The organism is Ruegeria sp. AF1 (assembly GCF_056542125.1).
Window position 1 is genome coordinate 20,704 of sequence record NZ_JBQFZG010000004.1, and the last position, 17,830, is coordinate 38,533.

General features: G+C 57.2%; 17 protein-coding genes. 8 read left to right on the forward strand and 9 right to left on the reverse strand.

From position 1 onward, the window contains the following. The first annotated feature begins 2 nt into the window (after positions 1–2). Genes mnmG through ACR0BK_RS08330 form a run of 4 tightly spaced genes read left to right on the forward strand, consistent with a single transcriptional unit; the run spans position 3 to position 4,201 of the window. Positions 3–1,871: a tRNA uridine-5-carboxymethylaminomethyl(34) synthesis enzyme MnmG gene (mnmG, locus tag ACR0BK_RS08315; protein ID WP_480554305.1), complete on the forward strand. Its 1,869-nt coding sequence runs from the start codon at positions 3–5 to the stop codon at positions 1,869–1,871. Beyond that, positions 1,871–2,488 carry a 16S rRNA (guanine(527)-N(7))-methyltransferase RsmG gene (gene rsmG, locus ACR0BK_RS08320; RefSeq protein WP_480554306.1) on the forward strand — a complete coding sequence of 206 codons (618 nt, stop codon included), beginning with the start codon at positions 1,871–1,873 and terminating at the stop codon, positions 2,486–2,488. The genes mnmG and rsmG overlap by 1 nt, the downstream gene beginning before the upstream one ends. Beyond that, positions 2,481–3,284 (forward strand): ParA family protein, encoded by an 804-nt coding sequence (locus ACR0BK_RS08325; RefSeq protein WP_480554307.1) that lies wholly within the window; start codon positions 2,481–2,483, stop codon positions 3,282–3,284. Before rsmG ends, ACR0BK_RS08325 begins: the two co-directional genes overlap by 8 nt. 20 nt (positions 3,285–3,304) lie before the next feature. Continuing rightward, positions 3,305–4,201, forward strand: coding sequence for a ParB/RepB/Spo0J family partition protein (locus ACR0BK_RS08330; RefSeq protein WP_480554308.1), 897 nt, complete (start codon positions 3,305–3,307; stop codon positions 4,199–4,201). Here the strand turns inward: ACR0BK_RS08330 and ACR0BK_RS08335 are convergent. The 4 genes from ACR0BK_RS08335 to rph are packed head-to-tail and all read right to left on the reverse strand — an operon-like array spanning position 4,191 to position 7,015. Further along, complete coding sequence (locus tag ACR0BK_RS08335; RefSeq protein ID WP_480554309.1) at positions 4,191–4,544, reverse strand: YbaN family protein; 354 nt, start codon at positions 4,542–4,544, stop codon at positions 4,191–4,193. The genes ACR0BK_RS08330 and ACR0BK_RS08335 overlap by 11 nt on opposite strands. A 2-nt stretch (positions 4,545–4,546) precedes the next feature. Then, complete coding sequence (gene hemW, locus ACR0BK_RS08340) at positions 4,547–5,701, reverse strand: radical SAM family heme chaperone HemW (protein WP_480554310.1); 1,155 nt, start codon at positions 5,699–5,701, stop codon at positions 4,547–4,549. Beyond that, the gene (gene rdgB / locus ACR0BK_RS08345) at positions 5,691–6,305 is read right to left on the reverse strand and encodes an RdgB/HAM1 family non-canonical purine NTP pyrophosphatase (protein WP_480494023.1); all 615 of its coding nucleotides are present in this window, start codon (positions 6,303–6,305) and stop codon (positions 5,691–5,693) included. Before rdgB ends, hemW begins: the two co-directional genes overlap by 11 nt. Beyond that, positions 6,302–7,015: a ribonuclease PH gene (gene rph / locus ACR0BK_RS08350; RefSeq protein WP_480554311.1), complete on the reverse strand. Its 714-nt coding sequence runs from the start codon at positions 7,013–7,015 to the stop codon at positions 6,302–6,304. The genes rdgB and rph overlap by 4 nt, the downstream gene beginning before the upstream one ends. Before the next feature lie 112 nt (positions 7,016–7,127). On the opposite strand from rph, the gene hrcA reads away from it, so the two are divergent. After that, entirely contained in the window at positions 7,128–8,192 is a 1,065-nt protein-coding gene (gene hrcA / locus ACR0BK_RS08355; protein WP_480494022.1) for a heat-inducible transcriptional repressor HrcA, read from the forward strand. A gap of 10 nt (positions 8,193–8,202) precedes the next feature. Then, positions 8,203–8,766, forward strand: coding sequence for a nucleotide exchange factor GrpE (locus ACR0BK_RS08360; protein ID WP_480494021.1), 564 nt, complete (start codon positions 8,203–8,205; stop codon positions 8,764–8,766). Positions 8,767–8,822: 56 nt separating this feature from the next. On the opposite strand, the gene mutS is transcribed toward ACR0BK_RS08360, so the two are convergent. Then, on the reverse strand, positions 8,823–11,438 hold the full coding sequence (gene mutS, locus ACR0BK_RS08365; RefSeq protein WP_480518267.1) for a DNA mismatch repair protein MutS: 2,616 nt from the start codon (positions 11,436–11,438) through the stop codon (positions 8,823–8,825). Between the two features lie 161 nt (positions 11,439–11,599). Here mutS and ACR0BK_RS08370 point away from each other — a divergent pair, with 161 nt between their 5' ends. Both ACR0BK_RS08370 and ACR0BK_RS08375 read left to right on the forward strand, forming a co-directional pair. Then, the gene (locus ACR0BK_RS08370) at positions 11,600–13,855 is read left to right on the forward strand and encodes an NADP-dependent malic enzyme (protein WP_480494020.1); all 2,256 of its coding nucleotides are present in this window, start codon (positions 11,600–11,602) and stop codon (positions 13,853–13,855) included. A gap of 3 nt (positions 13,856–13,858) precedes the next feature. Beyond that, on the forward strand, positions 13,859–14,731 hold the full coding sequence (locus tag ACR0BK_RS08375; RefSeq protein WP_480554312.1) for a ribokinase: 873 nt from the start codon (positions 13,859–13,861) through the stop codon (positions 14,729–14,731). Here the strand turns inward: ACR0BK_RS08375 and msrA are convergent. The 4 genes from msrA to ACR0BK_RS08395 all read right to left on the reverse strand — a co-directional run bounded on the left by msrA (position 14,728) and on the right by ACR0BK_RS08395 (position 17,680). Further along, the gene (msrA, locus tag ACR0BK_RS08380; protein ID WP_480554313.1) at positions 14,728–15,399 is read right to left on the reverse strand and encodes a peptide-methionine (S)-S-oxide reductase MsrA; all 672 of its coding nucleotides are present in this window, start codon (positions 15,397–15,399) and stop codon (positions 14,728–14,730) included. The genes ACR0BK_RS08375 and msrA overlap by 4 nt on opposite strands. 256 nt (positions 15,400–15,655) lie before the next feature. Beyond that, the gene (locus ACR0BK_RS08385) at positions 15,656–15,937 is read right to left on the reverse strand and encodes an SCP2 sterol-binding domain-containing protein (protein WP_267363740.1); all 282 of its coding nucleotides are present in this window, start codon (positions 15,935–15,937) and stop codon (positions 15,656–15,658) included. A 79-nt stretch (positions 15,938–16,016) separates the two neighbouring features. Beyond that, the gene (locus tag ACR0BK_RS08390) at positions 16,017–16,421 is read right to left on the reverse strand and encodes a DUF1810 domain-containing protein (protein WP_480518265.1); all 405 of its coding nucleotides are present in this window, start codon (positions 16,419–16,421) and stop codon (positions 16,017–16,019) included. Positions 16,422–16,453: 32 nt separating this feature from the next. After that, entirely contained in the window at positions 16,454–17,680 is a 1,227-nt protein-coding gene (locus tag ACR0BK_RS08395) for an argininosuccinate synthase (protein WP_480518219.1), read from the reverse strand. Positions 17,681–17,830 lie beyond the last annotated feature (150 nt).

Here is a 17,830-nt window from a genome sequence, read left to right on the forward strand (position 1 = left end):
ACGTGAAACATTCAAACTTTGATGTCATCGTGGTTGGGGCCGGTCATGCCGGTACGGAAGCCGCGCACGCCGCTGCCAGGATGGGTGCGAAAACCGCTTTGGTGACATTATCTGCGACCGATATCGGCGTCATGTCCTGCAACCCGGCTATCGGTGGGTTGGGGAAGGGACATCTGGTTCGAGAGATTGACGCGCTGGACGGTGTAATGGGTCGCGTCGCTGACCAGGCTGGTATTCAGTTTCGACTGTTGAACCGGCGAAAAGGTCCGGCTGTTCAGGGTCCCAGAACGCAGGCTGACCGCGCCCTTTATCGTGCGGCAATGCAAAACGAAATCAGCAACCAGGAAAACCTGTCCATTATCGTTGGGGAGGTTGTAGACTTCCTGATGGACGGACTCCATGTCGCCGGTGTCCTGCTTGGAGATGGGTCGGAAGTGCATGCCAAAGCCGTTGTTCTGACTTCCGGAACCTTCCTGCGCGGCGTCATCCATATCGGCGACGTGTCACGGGCTGGTGGGCGGATGGGAGATCGCCCGTCGATAAAACTGGCCGAGAGGTTGGATAGCTATAACCTTCCGCTGGGACGCTTGAAAACCGGCACACCGCCGCGTCTGGATGGGCGCACTATCGACTGGTCAGGTTTGGAAAGACAGGACGGGGATGAGGACCCGACCTTGTTTTCTTTCCTGTCAACATCGGTTGTCGCGCCTCAGATTTCCTGCGGTATTACACATACCAATGCCAAGACGCATGAGATCATCGAAGCAAACCTCTCAAAATCGGCGATGTATGGGGGCCATATCGATGGCATAGGTCCAAGATATTGCCCTTCGATCGAAGATAAGATTGTTCGCTTTGCAGATAAGGACTCGCATCAGGTTTTTCTTGAGCCCGAAGGCGTCAATGATCACACGATTTATCCCAACGGTATTTCAACGTCACTGCCTCAGGACGTGCAATTGGAATACGTTCGGTCGATCAAAGGGCTTGAAAAGGCGGACATTCTTCAACCGGGCTATGCGATCGAATATGATTATGTGGACCCACGTGTCTTAACCGCGTCCTTGTCGCTACCCGACGTTCCGGGACTATATCTGGCAGGGCAGATCAACGGAACCACAGGATATGAGGAAGCTGCGGCACAAGGGATGGTTGCTGGCCTTAACGCGGCGCTGGACGTACAGGGCCGCGAACCGGTCATTTTCACCAGATCAGACAGCTATATCGGCGTGATGATAGACGACCTGACGACACGTGGTGTGGCAGAGCCTTATCGAATGTTCACCTCCAGGGCCGAGTTCCGACTGTCTCTGCGTGCAGATAATGCAGATCAACGGTTGACGCCGATTGGGTTGGAACTTGGCTGTGTCGGAGAGGGGCGTCAGGCGCATTTTGAGAAGAAAATGAGCCAGCTTGATGCAGCGAAATCCAAGCTGACCGCTCGCACATACACACCCAAGGAAGTTCTTTCAGCCGGGATCAACGTCAACCAGGATGGAAACCGCCGAGATGGAATGGCGATTCTGGCATTTCCGGATACATCTTTCGAGGACTTGTTTCCCTTGATACCAGATCTACAAGATGTAGACGTGGCGATCCGGCTTCAAATCGAACGTGACGCACTTTATGCGAACTATATCGACCGGCAAAAGCGCGATGTTGAGGCTATGAAGCGGGATGAATCCTATGTTATCCCGCGTGAATTTGACTATTTTGGCCTGGACGGGCTGTCTTCTGAGATGAAGCAGAAACTGTCACAGGCCAAACCGTCGAACATAGCGCAAGCAAGCCGAGTCGAAGGCGTTACACCGGCTGCGCTCACCCTTGTCCTGGCGAAATTGCGCCGCGATCAACGAGCGCGTCAGGCATGATGGCCGATTTTTCCAAGTTTGATGGCTTGAATGTTTCACGTGAAACATTCGAACGTCTGAAAATCTATGTTGATCTGGTGAACCGCTGGAATCCCAGGATAAATCTTGTTTCACGCAATAGTCTGGAATTCATGTGGGATCGGCATATTCTGGATTCTGTCCAAGTTTTTCGATGCGCTGAAACGTTTGAAACCTGGGTGGACCTTGGCAGTGGCGGCGGGTTCCCCGGAATGGTATGCGCCATTATTGCTGCCAAGGAAGCTCCGACCGCCAGTTTCTCTCTGGTGGAAAGCGACCAGAGAAAATCGGCTTTTCTGCGTAACGTCGCCCGTGAATGTGGCGTGTCGTGTAAAGTGATTTCTAAGCGGATCGAGGTGGTTGAACCCCTGGGCGCAAACATCGTTTCGGCGCGCGCGCTGGCGGATCTGCGTACATTGTTATCATTCTGTGACAGGCATTTAGGTGAAAACGGGACCGCGCTGTTGCCCAAAGGTGCAAACTGGAAAAAAGAGCTGGATGAGGCGCGTGAGGAATGGAATTTCGATGCTGAGGCCATTACAAGTTTAACTGAACCTCAGGCCGTTATCCTTAAGATCAAAGGAGTATCACGTGGTTGATCTGTCTCGACCGTCCGGACCCCGGATAATTGCGGTTGCCAATCAGAAGGGCGGAGTAGGGAAAACAACCACAGCAATCAACCTAGCGGCAGGGTTGGCCGAAGCTGGCTGCAGGGTATTGGTGGTTGACCTCGATCCACAAGGGAATGCATCAACCGGTTTAGGGGTCGAAGATCGGGATTGGACCACTTATGATCTCATCCTGGATGACGCGCCCTTGGAGGCAGTGGTTCAGGAGACGGAGATCAAAAACCTTCTGGTTGTCCCTGCAACGGTTGACTTGAGCTCGGCAGATATCGAGCTGATTTCCAACGAAAAACGCAGCTATTTGCTGCACGATGCGCTGCGTCAGACGGCAGTGGACGCGTTTGAGCTGGATTTCATCCTGATAGATTGCCCGCCGTCACTGAACCTCTTGACCGTAAATGCGATGGTTGCCGCCCATTCTGTCCTTGTGCCGCTGCAAAGTGAGTTCTTTGCGTTGGAGGGTCTTTCGCAATTGATGTTGACGATCCGGGAGGTCCGGCAAACCGCGAATCCAGACCTGAGAATCGAAGGTGTTGTGTTAACCATGTATGACAACCGCAACAACTTGTCCCGCCAGGTCGAAAAGGATGCGCGTGACAATCTGGGTGAGATGGTTTTTAAAACAAAGATACCCAGGAATGTGCGGGTCAGCGAGGCGCCATCCTATGCGCTGCCGGTATTGCAGTATGACTCGGGATCACTTGGTGCGATGGCGTATCGGCATCTGGCCCGTGAGATCATGCATAAGAACAACAAAACCGCAGCATGAGCGGTGGTGAGGAGGCCGACATGAGCACCAGGAAAGCGAAATCCAGAGGGTTGGGCCGGGGATTGTCCGCACTCATGGCGGATGTTAATCCGGAAGCGGGCAACCGGGTATCATCTGACGCGCGCAGACCTGATCTGAAAGTTCCGATCGAAAAGCTGAAGGCAAACCCAAATCAGCCGCGACGCACGTTTCAACCCGAACAACTGGATGAGCTTGCCGCGTCGGTCCGGGAAAAAGGTATTATCCAACCCTTGATCGTACGTCCGGCGGGGGCCGGAGAATATGAAATCGTCGCTGGTGAACGCAGGTGGCGGGCGGCTCAGATGGCGCAGCTGCACGAGATCCCAGTGATCGTGCGTGAGTTTGATGATACCGAAGTACTGGAAGTTGCAATTATCGAAAACATCCAGCGTGCTGACCTGAACGCGGTGGAAGAGGCCGCCGGCTACAGGCAGTTGATGGATCGCTTTGGGCACACGCAAGAAAAGCTTGCCGAGGCATTGGGGAAAAGCCGCAGCCACATTGCGAACCTGTTGCGGCTTTTGTCTCTGCCAATAGACGTACAAACACTTGTTATTGAAGGGAAATTATCGGCCGGCCATGCGCGTGCGCTGATTACGGCGGAAAACCCCTCGGAATTGGCAAAACAGATCGTCAAGGATGGCCTGTCTGTGCGTGCAACCGAAGCGTTGGTCAAGAAACAACAGCAAGGCGACACTCCACGACCTGCTTCCAGATCCAGGAATCTGGATGCTGGAAAAGATGCTGATACGCGCGCGCTGGAAAAAGACCTGTCCGCTATTTTGGCTATGAAAGTCTCAATCAATCACAAGGCGGGAACGGAATCCGGTCAGGTTGTTCTGACATATGAAAACCTGGATCAGCTTGACGATCTTTGTGCAAAGCTCAGCCGTTAGGGCGCGTCCAGATAAATATCAGGACGCCACCCAGAACAATGATCTGAATGATCAGCACGAAGGGCGGAACGGATAGTAGCAAAGACACCCCGAAAACGGCGGCGACCGAAAAGGTTGCTGCCTTTTTTGCGGCCGGGCGTATTGCGCCCGAACTCTGCCAATCCAGTATCATTGGCCCGAAAATCCGGTGCGACAGTAGCCAGTTATGCAACCGTGAAGAGGATCGCGCAAAGAAAAACGCTGCCAGCAACAAAAACGGAACCGTTGGAAGAAGAGGCAGAACAACCCCAATCGCGGCCATCGCAACGCAAAGCAATCCCAGCCCCGCCCAAAGATACTGCATATTCAGCCCATTAATTCCCGGATTACAGCATTCAGCACGGCGCGCCCCGCTGGTGTTGCTCTGAGTCTGTTGTTTTCACGTTCAATCATATTAATGCCGACCAGATGGTCCACGGTTTCGTCAGAAAGTGGACAGCCTGACAGGGCCTCCCACCTATCTACATCTAGTCCTTCTGAGATCCTCATGCCCATCATAAGGTATTCGTTCGCCTGATCTTCAGGCGAAAGGACGTAGCGTTTCTTTTCTCCGTCACCCTTCGTGGCGGCGTCAAGCCAACGCTGCGGGTTCAGATGGGTTTCGGTCGCGTGTCTTTCACCACCCACCGTTATTCGCCCATGAGCACCGGGACCAATGCCGACATAGTCCCCGTAACGCCAATAGACCAGATTGTGCTGCGACTCTGCACCGGGGCGGGCGTGGTTGGACACCTCATAGGCGGGCAGGCCGTGTTTCTCGCAAATCTCTTGTGTTGCAAGGTACATGTCGGCCGCACTGTCATCTTCGGGCAAGCCGCGCAGTTTTCCGACAGCATAACGATCGCCAAAAGCCGTGCCTTCTTCGATTGTCAGCTGATACAGCGACAGGTGATCCACGGCCATGGACAGAGCTTCGTTCAACTCGGCCCGCCAGGCGTCCAACGTTTGGTGTTGCCTGGCATAGATCAGGTCAAAGCTCACCCGTTCAAAACAATCACGGGCGATGTCAAAAGCAGCGCGGGCCTCGGCCAAAGTGTGAATTCGCCCCAAGCGGCGCAGGTCTTCGTCGTTGAGCGCCTGCACGCCCATCGATATCCGGTTGACGCCTGCATCACGATAGGCCGCGAACCGCCCGGCCTCGACTGATCCGGGATTTGCCTCCAGCGTGATTTCCATGGTGTTGGAGGGGTGCCAGAGCGCACGGGCCTCACCGATCACGGCGGCAACGATTTCCGGGTCCATCAAAGACGGGGTTCCACCGCCGAAAAAGATCGTGTTCAGCACCCGATCCGGGGTTTCGGCAGCCGAGCGCCGCAATTCGCTTAGATAGGCGTCAAGCCATTGTTTTTGATCAATGTTTCTGGAAACATGGCTGTTGAAGTCGCAATAGGGGCACTTGGCCTCGCAAAAAGGCCAATGCACGTAAAGGCCAAAGCCTCCGTTGCGCCAATCATCCGCCAAAGCAGCCTTTCACGAACTTCTCAACCGCGCGTCCGCGATGGCTGATCTTGTTCTTTTCCCAGCGATCCATCTCGGCAAAGGTAATGTCGTACCCTTCGGGAACAAACATCGGATCATAGCCGAATCCACCTTCGCCGCGGATGGGCCAGACAAGATGACCGGGGGCAACACCTTCAAACACTTCATCGTGCCCATCAGGCCAGGCCAGCACCAGTGTGCTGCGGAATTGCGCGGTGCGGGGGTGGGGGGCGCTCTTTGCCTCAAGCTCATTATGGGCGCGGGTCATCGCCATCAGGAAGTCGCGACCGTTGCCGGTTTCGGCCCAATCAGCGGTATAAACACCCGGCGCGCCGTCCAGCGCGTCGATTGTGATTCCAGAATCGTCTGACAGGGCGGGCAGCCCGGTGGCCTTTGCGGCGGCGTGGGCCTTGATCCGGGCGTTGCCGACAAAGGTGTCCTCGGTCTCTTCCGGTTCAGGCAGGTCCATGTCCGCCGCACCCACAACCGTCACGCCAAAAGGTTCGAGGAGATGCGCCATCTCCTCAAGCTTGCCTTTGTTGTGGGTCGCAACCAGAAGCCTGTCGCTGTCAAACTTACGGGTCATGTGGTGGCGGCTTTCTGGGCTGCGGCCAGCTCGGCAACACCTTTTTCCGCAAGATCCATCAGCTGATCCATCTGGGCACGGCTGAATACAGAACCTTCGGCGCTCATCTGGACCTCGATCAGTTTGCCTGACCCGGTCATGATAAAGTTGCCGTCGACACCGGCCTCGCTGTCTTCGGGATAGTCGAGATCCAGAACAGGCTGGCCCGCATAGATACCGCAGGACACGGCGGCGACCGGATCAACCAGCGGATCTGAAATCACGTCACCTGCCTTCATCAGTTTGTTGACGGCCAATCGCAGAGCAACCCAGCCGCCGGTGATTGAGGCACAGCGGGTGCCGCCATCGGCCTGGATCACATCGCAATCAACGGTGATCTGACGTTCGCCAAGTGCAACCCGGTCGACGCCGGCCCGCAGGGCGCGACCGATCAGGCGCTGAATTTCCACCGTACGGCCACCTTGCTTGCCCGAGGCCGCTTCACGCCGCATCCGGGTGTTGGTGGCGCGGGGCAGCATACCGTATTCGGCGGTGACCCAGCCAAGCCCCGAACCCTTAATGAAAGGGGGTACCCGATCTTCGATCGTGGCGGTGCACAGCACATGGGTATCGCCCATCTTGATCAGGCAGGAACCTTCGGCATGTTTGGTGAACCCCGTTTCGATTGAAACGGTGCGCATTTCACTTAAGTCTCTTCCAGAGTGTCGCATGGGAAATCCTTTGTTTGCTGGGTTGGGGATACCGCCCCGCAGCGTTACGATGCAACCCCGATTGACCTTTCATTTGCCTGCTATTTAATGATGAACCAGCAGGGGAAAACGCATGAGTGAAGCGAGCAAAATTCTGGACGAGATGAACGACCGGTCGCGCGAGGTGTTCCGGCTGATCGTTGAAAGTTATCTGGAAAGCGGAGAGCCGGTCGGAAGCCGAACCCTGACGCGCAGCCTGTCGGAAAAGGTCAGTGCCGCAACCGTGCGCAATGTGATGCAGGACCTGGAGTTTCTGGGTCTTCTGGACAGCCCGCATATCAGCGCGGGTCGGGTACCGACGCAGCAAGGACTGCGTATGTTCGTGGACGGTTTACTTGAGGTTGGCGATCTGGGCGTCGACGACAAGCAAAAACTGGAAGAAACATTAGGCTCTAACGCGGGCGATGTTGGCGGAATGCTGGATCGGGTCGGGTCAGCTTTGTCACACCTGACGCAAGGTGCGTCGCTGGTCCTGACACCAAAGCATGAAGCAGAAATCAAGCATATCGAGTTTGTTTCCTTGGGGCATGACAAGGCATTGGTGGTTCTGGTCTTTTCGGACGGCCATGTCGAAAATCGTCTGTTCACACCACCACCCGGCCAGACGCCCAGTTCGATGCGCGAGGCCGCGAATTTTCTGAATGCTCTGATCGAGGGGCGCACGCTTAGCGAAGTACGCCGTCAGATGCAGAAACAGATTCAGGCGCGCAAGCAGGAAATCGATGTATTGGCGCGCGAGCTGGTCGAAAGCGGGCTGGCCGCTTGGGACGGAGACGGAGCCGACTCGGCCCGTCTGATCGTGCGGGGACGGGCGAATCTGTTGAACGAACCCGGCCAGGCCGGAGAGCTGGAGCGTATTCGCAGCCTGTTTGATGATCTGGAACGCAAGCGCGACATCGCGGATTTCCTTGAATTGACGGAAAGCGGCGAGGGTGTGCGCATTTTTATTGGGTCTGAGAACAAACTTTTCTCACTTTCGGGTTCCTCTTTGGTGGTGTCTCCATATATGAACGCTGATCGAAAGATAATCGGTGCGGTCGGGGTCATCGGGCCCACGCGTCTGAATTATGGACGGATCGTGCCGATCGTGGATTATACGGCGCAACTGGTCGGCAAGCTGATATCCGACCGGAGCTAGAGGGTAAGAGATGGCAGAGCCCAAGAACGAAGATTTTCTGGACGATATCATGGCGGCAGAAGCGGAAGAGCTGGCCGAGGAGTTTGCTGAGATCAGTGACGAGGCGCTCGAGCTGGACGAGCTGCGCGCCGAGCGGGATGAGTATAAAGACAAATTCATGCGCGCGCTTGCCGATGCCGAGAACGCACGCAAACGTGGCGACAAGGCGCGCCGCGATGCCGAGCAGTATGGCGGTTCCAAGCTGGCCCGTGATATGCTGCCCGTTTACGACAACATGAAGCGCGCACTTGAGGCCGCGACTGACGAGCAGAAAGAGGTCGCCGCCGGGCTGCTGGAGGGCGTCGAACTGACCATGCGTGCCCTGAAGGATGTGTTCCAGAAACACGGGATCGAAGTGATTACGCCCCAGGTTGGCGACCGGTTTGATCCGAATGTGCACGAAGCAATGTTCGAGGCCCCGGTGCCGGGCACGCGGGCAGGGGACATCATTCAGGTGTCTGCCGAGGGTTTCATGCTGCACGACCGCCTGTTGCGTCCGGCTCAAGTCGGGGTCTCTTCAACGCCAGCAAGCTGATTGGCTTTTCAAAGCCAAGCCTTCGGCGAGAGTATTTTTGAAAAGATGAAGGGCGGTCAGGATCTGGCCGCCTCTTTCAGTTTGTAGATCAGATCCAGCGCTTCGCGCGGGGTCAGTTCGTCGGGCAGGACACCCTCCAATATCTTGGTCACTGGCGAAGTTTTCGGTGCGGGTGGGGGTGGCGGCGCGGCTACAGAGAACAGCGGCAGGTCATCAATCAGCGCTTTTTGCTTGCCGCCTTCGCGTTCGGTTTTTTCAAGCTGGTCCAGAACCATCCGGGCACGTTCGACAACAGAAGCGGGTAAACCGGCTAGTTGCGCAACCTGCACCCCATAAGACCGGTCAGCCGCGCCCTTGTGAACCTCGTGCAGGAAGATGACTTCGCCATCCCACTCTTTGACCGCTACGGTGGCGTTATCGACACCTTCGAGTTTACCGGCCAAAGCCGTAAGCTCATGATAATGCGTGGCAAACAAAGCGCGACATTTGTTGGCCGCGTGCAGGTGTTCCAATGTGGCCCAGGCGATGGACAGGCCGTCATAGGTGGCGGTACCACGGCCGATTTCGTCCAGGATCACCAATGCACGGTCATCGGCCTGATTCAGGATGGCGGCGGTTTCCACCATTTCGACCATGAACGTCGACCGCCCCCGCGCCAGATCGTCCGAGGCTCCTACGCGGCTGAACAGCTGACTGACGACGCCAATATGCGCCTCTTCGGCCGGGACATAGCTGCCCATTTGGGCAAGCAGTGCGATCAGGGCGTTCTGGCGCAGAAAGGTTGATTTACCGGCCATGTTCGGACCCGTCAGTAACCATATAGCCGCACCGTCTTGGACACTCAGATCGCAATCATTGGAAATGAATGCACCGCCACTTTGCTGCCGGAGGGCGTGTTCCACAACCGGATGGCGACCACCCTGCACATTGAATGCGCGAGAGCCGTCAACCTTTGGGCGGCACCAGTTTTCACCCCGTGCAAGATCAGCCAAGGCGGTCGTCAAGTCCAGTTCGGCAAGCCCGCGGGCGGCCTGATTCAATCGGGCAGCGAGGTCCAGTATTGTGCTAGAAAGCCTTTGATAGAGCCGCTTTTCAATCTCCAGCGCCAAATTTCCGGCGTTCAGGATACGAGTTTCGATCTCGGACAGTTCGACGGTTGTAAACCGCACCTGGTTGGCTGTCGTCTGGCGATGAATATAGGCTTCGCTAAAGGGTGGGTTCAGCATCTTTTCGGCATGGGTGGCCGTGGTTTCGATGAAATAGCCCAGCACGTTGTTGTGCTTGATTTTCAGCGAGGTGATGCCGGTGTGTTCGACGTATTTTCGTTGAAACCCGGCGATAACGGACCGGCCTTCGTCGCGCAGGGTGCGGGCCTCGTCCAATTCAGTATCAAAACCTGGCGCGATAAAGCCTCCGTCGCGGGTCAGAAGCGGGGGTTCGGCCACCAGCGCTTCGTCCAGCAAAGTCAGCAAGTCATCGAAACCAACAAGGTTCTGAAGCGCGGTCGCCAGCAACACAGGCAAATCCTGATCGGTGCAGATTTCGGCAATCGTGGCCGCCTGTGTCAGCCCGTTGCGTATGGCTGTCAGGTCACGAGGTCCGCCGCGCTCGAGTGACAAACGCGACAGGGCGCGGTCCAGATCCGGGGTTTTGCGCAAGGCTTCGCGCAGATCAGACGCGATCAAGCTGTCACCAGCGGTGAAACTGACTGCGTCAAGCCGGGCATGGATCACATCCAGATTTCGAGAAGGGCTTGAAAGCCGCTGTTCCAGCAATCGCGCGCCGCCGGGGGTAACGGTCCGGTCAACGACAGAAAGAAGCGATCCTGCGCGCCCGCCAGATAGGGAACGGGTCAGCTCAAGGTTTCGACGCGTTGCAGCGTCGATCTGAACGACCCGATCCTCAGATTCTTTCAGCGGCGTTTGCAGCAGGGGCAGTTTGCCCTTTTGCGTAATCTCCAGATAGTCGATCAGCGCGCCCATCGCGGACACTTCGGCGCGGCCGAAATTGCCGAACGCGTCCAAGGCACCCACGTGAAACAGCCCGCAGATGCGCTTTTCCGCCGCCGTGCTGTCGAAACTGGCGCGCCCGACCGGCGTCAGTGAAATCCCCAGATCAAGCAGCGTTTCGTTCAGCTTTTCCTGCGTTCCATCGGCCACGATCAGTTCGGAGGGCGCAAGCCGGGCAAGCTCGGGGCTGAGCCGGACCGAGGTCAGTGGCATCACGTGAAACGCGCCCGTCGAAATATCGGCCCAGGCAAGCGCGGCGTCGTCCCGGACCTCGGCATAGGCAGCCAGAAAGTTGTGTCGGCGCGCCTCAAGCAACGCATCCTCGGTCAGTGTTCCGGGCGTGACGAGTCGCACGACATCACGTTTTACGACCGATTTAGAGCCTCTTTTCTTTGCTTCAGCCGGGCTTTCCAACTGTTCACAGACCGCAACGCGAAAGCCCTTGCGGATCAGGGTCAAAAGGTACCCTTCGGCCGAATGCACCGGCACGCCACACATCGGGATGTCTTCGTCATTGTGCTTGCCGCGCTTGGTCAGCGCGATATCCAGCGCCTCAGCAGCGTTGACGGCATCCTCGAAAAACATCTCGTAGAAATCACCCATGCGATAAAACAGCAGGGCATTCGGGTGGGCCTCTTTGATTTCGAGGTATTGCGCCATCATTGGCGTGACTGTGGACAAAAGCGGCCCCCTTTTGGCGTATTCCGGGCGCGACCTTACAAATCCCGCATCTTCTGTAAAAGCCGAAAACTCATTCTCGTTGAGGCGGGCGTTCTCCTGCGCTATGAGGCGTCAGCCCTGAAGTCATGGAAACGACATTTAAGATGCCCAAAGCGAAGATCACCAAAGAAGAGGCATTGGCCTTTCACCTGGACCCCACCCCCGGCAAGTGGGAGGTGCAGGCCACCGTCCCCATGACAACGCAGCGAGATCTGTCGCTGGCCTACAGCCCGGGTGTGGCCGTTCCCTGCGAGGCTATCGCGGAAAACCCGGAAACGGCCTATGATTATACCAACAAGGGCAACCTGGTGGCCGTAATCTCGAACGGGACGGCGGTGTTGGGCCTTGGTAACCTCGGCGCGCTGGGCTCGAAACCGGTGATGGAAGGCAAATCGGTCCTGTTCAAACGGTTCGCCGACGTGAACTCGATCGATATCGAGCTGGACACCGAAGACCCGGACGAATTCTGCCGTGCAGTGCGTCTGATGGGGCCAACCTTTGGCGGCATCAATCTGGAAGACATCAAGGCGCCCGAGTGTTTCATCATCGAACAGCGACTGAAGGAAGAGATGGACATCCCCGTCTTTCACGATGACCAGCACGGCACGGCCGTGATCTGTGCGGCGGGCCTGCTGAACGCGCTGCATATCTCGGGCAAGAAGATCGAGGACGTGAAAATCGTTCTGAATGGCGCAGGTGCCGCGGGGATTGCCTGTATCGAACTGCTCAAGGCAATGGGCGCGCGGCATGAAAACTGCATTGTCTGCGATACCAAGGGCGTGATCTATCAGGGCCGGACAGAGGGCATGAACCAGTGGAAATCGGCCCACGCGATCACAACCGACTTGCGCACATTGGAAGACGCGATGAAGGGGGCGGATGTGTTCCTGGGCGTTTCGGTGAAAGGCGCGGTCACGCAGGATATGGTTGCCAGCATGGCCGACAATCCTGTCATCTTTGCGATGGCCAACCCCGACCCCGAGATTACTCCAGAAGAAGCGCACGAGGTTCGCGTGGATGCGATCGTTGCCACCGGGCGCAGCGATTATCCAAACCAGGTGAATAACGTTCTGGGCTTCCCCTACCTGTTCCGAGGCGCGTTGGACATTCACGCCCGCGCCATCAATGATGAGATGAAGATCGCCTGCGCCCACGCACTTGCCAATCTGGCGCGCGAGGATGTGCCGGATGAGGTCGCCATGGCCTATGGCAAGTCGCTGACCTTTGGGCGTGACTATATCATCCCTACTCCGTTCGACCCGCGTTTGATCCACCGTATCCCGCCGGCCGTTGCAAGGGCGGGGATGGACACCGGTGCCGCGCGCCGTCCGATCATCGACATGGACGCGTATGAGCTGAGTCTGAAATCCCGGATGGACCCGACCGCCAGCATCCTGCGCGGTTTGAACGCCCGTGCGCGTCAGGCGCAAAGCCGCATGATTTTCGCCGAGGGCGACGATCCCCGGGTATTGCGCGCAGCGGTCATGTATCAGCGGTCAGGTTTCGGCAAGGCGCTTGTGGTGGGTCGGCCAGACGATGTTAAGGCCAAACTGGAAGCCACGGGCCTGGGCGACGCTGTACGCGAAATCGAGGTCGTGAATGCCGCCAATACCACGCATCTCGAAACCTATTCGAACTTCCTGTATCAGCGCTTGCAGCGTAAGGGATTTGACCGCAAAGATATTCACCGTCTGGCCGCACGGGACCGGCATGTGTTTTCGTCGCTGATGCTGGCCCATGGGCATGGTGATGGTCTGGTCACCGGCGCAACCCGCAAGTCTGCGCATGTGCTCGACCGGATCAACCATGTGTTTGATGCCGATGCCGCCAATGGTGCCGCCGGTGTGACAGCTTTGCTGCATAAAGGCCGGATTGTCCTGATTGGCGACACACTGGTGCATGAATGGCCTGACGAAAACGATCTGGCGAATATTGCCGAACGTTCGGCCGCAGTTGCCCGGCATATGGGGTTGGAGCCCCGCGTGGCTTTTGTCAGCTTCTCAACTTTTGGCTATCCGGTGTCAGAACGTGCTGAAAAGATGCACCGGGCCCCGGCTGTGCTGGATCGGCGCGGCGTTGACTTTGAATACGAGGGTGAAATGACGGTGGACGTTGCCCTGAACGTCGAACAGCAAACGGCCTATCCGTTCTCGCGCCTGACCGGTCCGGCGAATATCCTGATCGTTCCGGCCCGGCATTCGGCATCAATCTCGACCAAGCTGATGCAGGAAATGGGTGGAGCCACCGTGATTGGCCCGATCCTGTCAGGCATCGACAAGCCGATCCAGATCTGCTCGACCGTCTCGACCGCGAACGATATTCTGAATATGGCCATTCTGGCCTCTTGCGACATCGGATAAATCATGACGATCTGGAATCTCGGCTCGATCAACGCGGATATGGTCTATGACCTGCCGCATCTGCCTGCGCCGGGGGAAACCCTGGCCGCCCGTCGGCTGGATCGGTTTCTGGGCGGCAAGGGGGCCAACATGTCGGTGGCCGCTGCGCGTGCGGGATCACGCGTCAGCCATATAGGTGCCGTGGGGCCCGATGGGCGCTGGGCCAAGGATCGACTAACAGAATATGGTGTGGATACACGCCATATCTCTGAGGTGGATGTTCCCACGGGCCACGCCATCATTGCGGTGGATGCCGAGGGTGAAAACCTGATTATCCTGTATCCCGGCGCCAATCACGCATTGGAACCCGCCCATCTGGGGCAGGTGCTGGCCTCGGCAAACACCGGTGATCTGCTGATCTTGCAGAATGAAACCAATGCCCAGGTCGAAGCGGCGCAGCTGGGGCGCAAGCTTGGCTTGACCGTCTGTTATGCCGCAGCCCCGTTTCAGGCACAGGCCGTTCAGGGCGTTCTGCCTTTTCTGGATTTTCTGATCCTGAATGAGGTGGAGGCCGAGCAACTGCGTCAGGAAACCGGTCTGAGCATCGCCGATCTGCCTGTTCGGCATGTCATCGTTACCCTCGGCTCAAAAGGCGCGAGGTACTTGCAGCAGGGCAACGATCCGGTCGAGTTTCCCGCGCATAAGGTGCGGGCGGTGGATACCACAGGGGCAGGCGACACCTTCACCGGCTATGTGCTGGCAGGCATGGATCGCGGAATGCCAATGGAACAGGCCATATTGCAGGCAAACCGCGCCGCAGCTCTGATGGTCATGCGGCACGGAACGGCGGATGTCATTCCCGATCTGAAAGAAGTGCGTGACGCATCCTTTGACTAGGACCCTGCAAATGGCGCTTCCCCGCCCCAAAGCTGCTTGACGCGCGCGTCACGACCACAGGCTTTGCGATACGCTTTGTAGGCGTTGTGCTGACGCTTTGGTCCAAAGCGGGTAAGGACCAGTTTGTTGCCTTTGTAATAATTCTGATGATACGCCTCGGCGGGGTAAAAGGGTCCTGCGCTCAGAACCGGGGTGACAATGGTCTGCCCCAGCGCTTGCTGCGCGTCTGTTTTGGCTTGTTCCGCCAGCGCCTTTTCTCCTGTGTTAGAGACGAATATCGCGGTTCGATAGCTTTCGCCCCGGTCGCAGAACTGGCCACCGGCGTCTGTCGGGTCAACCGACCGGAAATACATGCTCAGCAACGATGCGCGAGAAACCCGCGCCGGATCGAACGTGATCTGAACCGCCTCGTAATGGCCGGTCCCCCCTTTTGAAACCTGATCATATGTCGGGTCCGCAGATGTCCCGCCGGTGTACCCCGACACCGCATCGATAACGCCGGGCACGGATTCGAAATCGGATTCCACGCACCAGAAACACCCTCCGGCCACCGTCAGCGTTTCGGTTCCTGCAGCCGGGGCAGGCAGCGCGCGCAACAGGGCAGCCAATGCAATCAGTGTAAACAGAAGGGCTGGTCTGACGGTTTCGAAATAAGCAGTCCGCATCATGTCAGGTCTCCTTTTAAGATGAGATTGACGCGGGTTCGACCGCCTTGCAATTGCCTGTCATGCAATGTCACGCGCTGGTGAGACGAGTTTATCGTCTGCGATCACCTGTATACGGCTCATTTGATGGGTGGGCGAAACCTCCGCTCATTTGCAACAGATCATGCGCGACAGGTATCCCGATGCGGAACTGCGATACACCGCGGGTGGAACCGCCAGTCTGGCTGGACTCGGACCAAAGGCCAGCTTTGCGGCAAATTCAGCCCAGCAGTTGCCCCAGCTTCATCGCAACACCCATATTGCCCGAGATCTTGAGCTTGCCCAAAGCAACGCCGGTCATCGGGTTCAGCTTTCCGGTCAGCAGCTTGGTCAGGTTTTCCTGCGAGATGCGGATTGTGCAATCCGTGTCCCGGTCCTGCGTCGATGCCTGATTGTCCGCCAGAACAATCACACCGTCCGCGCCGCAATCGAATTTGAGCGAACCGTCAAAGCTTTTGCCGTTCAGCCCTTTTTGAATTCCATCGGCGATGTCCTGAAGCATTCGGGATCCTTTCACGGTTTCCGAATGCGTAATGCGTCAGGTGCCGAACAGGCAAGGCTGACCCAACTGGAACTTCTGATCACGATGCGCCGAGGATCTGAACCGTCCGGTCACAAGGCTTACCGCCATAGAAGGCGTCCAGAACAGCACGAAACTCGGGCGGAGCATCTGCCACAGACGAAAACAATGTCATCGAAGATCGCAGCTTTTTCGCGTCAATCCCGCCCAGAATGTCGCTGGCATCGCGTCCTGCGTGCAGCAACATCAGCGAGGCCGCCTGCCTAAGCCGGTCGCGCAGTTCCGGGTGGTTCAGATAGCGTGTCGCCTCGTCCAGATCTTCAATGCCGTAGAGCTGTGCCATATGGGATTGGCCTAGCTCGGCCAGTTGCGGAAACACGAACCACATCCAGTGGCTGGTTTTCTGCCCCTGTTCAAGTTCGCGCAGGACATCGGCCCAAACCGTGTCCTGCGCCTCGATGAACATGTCGAGTTCGTCGTCGCTATCGTCTTCGTCGATCACTTGGACAGGCGCTTGTTGCGCGCAGCCAGCAGTTTCAGACGCAGCGCATTCAGTTGGATAAAGCCTGCCGCATCTTTCTGATCGTACGCACCTGCATCCTCTTCGAAGGTCACATGCGCCTCAGAGTACAGCGAATGATCCGACCAGCGACCCACGGTCGAGGCCAGACCTTTGTACAGCTTCACGCGAACGGTGCCGGTGACATGCTCTTGCGACCTGTCGATGGCGGCTTGCAGCATCTCGCGCTCGGGGCTGTACCAGAAACCGTTATAGATGAGTTCCGCATATTGCGGCATCAGCTGGTCTTTCAGATGCATCGCGCCACGGTCCATGGTGATGGATTCAATGCCACGGTGCGCTTCCAGCAGGATGGTGCCGCCGGGTGTCTCGTAGATACCGCGCGACTTCATGCCTACAAAACGGCCTTCGACCAGGTCCAGACGGCCAATACCGTGCTTGCCGCCGTATTCGTTCAGCTTGGTCAGGATCGTAGCCGGGCTCATCGCCTCGCCGTTGATGCTGACCGCGTCGCCTTTTTCAAAGCCGATCTCGATGAACTCAGGCTCGTTCGGGGCGTCCTCGGGGTGGACGGTTCGCTGATAGACATAGTCGGGCGCCATATCGGCAGGGTCTTCCAGAACCTTGCCCTCGGATGAGGTATGCAGCAGGTTCGCATCGACCGAGAACGGCGCCTCACCCCGTTTGTCCTTGGCAATCGGAATCTGGTTCTGCTCGGCAAACTCCAGCAGCTTGGTACGGCTGGTCAGATCCCATTCACGCCAGGGGGCGATCACCTTGATGTCTGGGTTCAGCGCATATGCTGCCAGTTCGAACCGGACCTGGTCATTGCCTTTGCCGGTTGCACCATGGGCGACGGCATCAGCACCAGTTTCGTCAGCGATCTCAATCAGGCGTTTCGAGATTAGCGGCCGCGCGATCGAGGTGCCCAGCAGGTACAGACCTTCATATTGCGCATTGGCACGGAACATCGGGAAGACGAAATCGCGGACGAATTCCTCGCGGATATCCTCGATATAGATGTTCTCGGGCTTGATCCCCAGCAATTCGGCCTTTTGGCGCGCGGGCTCCAGCTCCTCGCCCTGACCCAGATCGGCAGTGAAGGTCACGACCTCACAGCCATACTCGGTCTGCAGCCATTTCAGAATGATCGAGGTATCAAGGCCACCGGAATAGGCCAGAACAACTTTCTTGGGCGCGGACATCTGACTTCCCTTTATGCGTAGAACGATTGGCCCCTAGCGGGTTTTGGACGCGGGGGCAAGTTGTGAGGATTGACGCAGTACCTGAAATGGGGTGAAACGGGTGCAGAGAATAACAAGCATTGGTTGAAGGGGCGGTTTAAAATGTTGGGA

Excerpts from the sequence above, each read along its gene's own strand:
- rsmG (WP_480554306.1), top strand. The coding sequence starts at position 1,871 with ATGGCCGATTTTTCCAAGTTTGATGGCTTGAATGTTTCACGTGAAACA.
- ACR0BK_RS08330 (WP_480554308.1), top strand. The coding sequence starts at position 3,305 with ATGAGCACCAGGAAAGCGAAATCCAGAGGGTTGGGCCGGGGATTGTCC.
- ACR0BK_RS08335 (WP_480554309.1), bottom strand. The coding sequence starts at position 4,544 with ATGCAGTATCTTTGGGCGGGGCTGGGATTGCTTTGCGTTGCGATGGCC.
- rdgB (WP_480494023.1), bottom strand. The coding sequence starts at position 6,305 with ATGACCCGTAAGTTTGACAGCGACAGGCTTCTGGTTGCGACCCACAAC.
- rph (WP_480554311.1), bottom strand. The coding sequence starts at position 7,015 with ATGCGACACTCTGGAAGAGACTTAAGTGAAATGCGCACCGTTTCAATC.
- hrcA (WP_480494022.1), top strand. The coding sequence starts at position 7,128 with ATGAGTGAAGCGAGCAAAATTCTGGACGAGATGAACGACCGGTCGCGC.
- ACR0BK_RS08360 (WP_480494021.1), top strand. The coding sequence starts at position 8,203 with ATGGCAGAGCCCAAGAACGAAGATTTTCTGGACGATATCATGGCGGCA.
- mutS (WP_480518267.1), bottom strand. The coding sequence starts at position 11,438 with ATGATGGCGCAATACCTCGAAATCAAAGAGGCCCACCCGAATGCCCTG.
- ACR0BK_RS08370 (WP_480494020.1), top strand. The coding sequence starts at position 11,600 with ATGCCCAAAGCGAAGATCACCAAAGAAGAGGCATTGGCCTTTCACCTG.
- ACR0BK_RS08375 (WP_480554312.1), top strand. The coding sequence starts at position 13,859 with ATGACGATCTGGAATCTCGGCTCGATCAACGCGGATATGGTCTATGAC.
- msrA (WP_480554313.1), bottom strand. The coding sequence starts at position 15,399 with ATGATGCGGACTGCTTATTTCGAAACCGTCAGACCAGCCCTTCTGTTT.
- ACR0BK_RS08385 (WP_267363740.1), bottom strand. The coding sequence starts at position 15,937 with ATGCTTCAGGACATCGCCGATGGAATTCAAAAAGGGCTGAACGGCAAA.
- ACR0BK_RS08390 (WP_480518265.1), bottom strand. The coding sequence starts at position 16,421 with ATGTTCATCGAGGCGCAGGACACGGTTTGGGCCGATGTCCTGCGCGAA.
- ACR0BK_RS08395 (WP_480518219.1), bottom strand. The coding sequence starts at position 17,680 with ATGTCCGCGCCCAAGAAAGTTGTTCTGGCCTATTCCGGTGGCCTTGAT.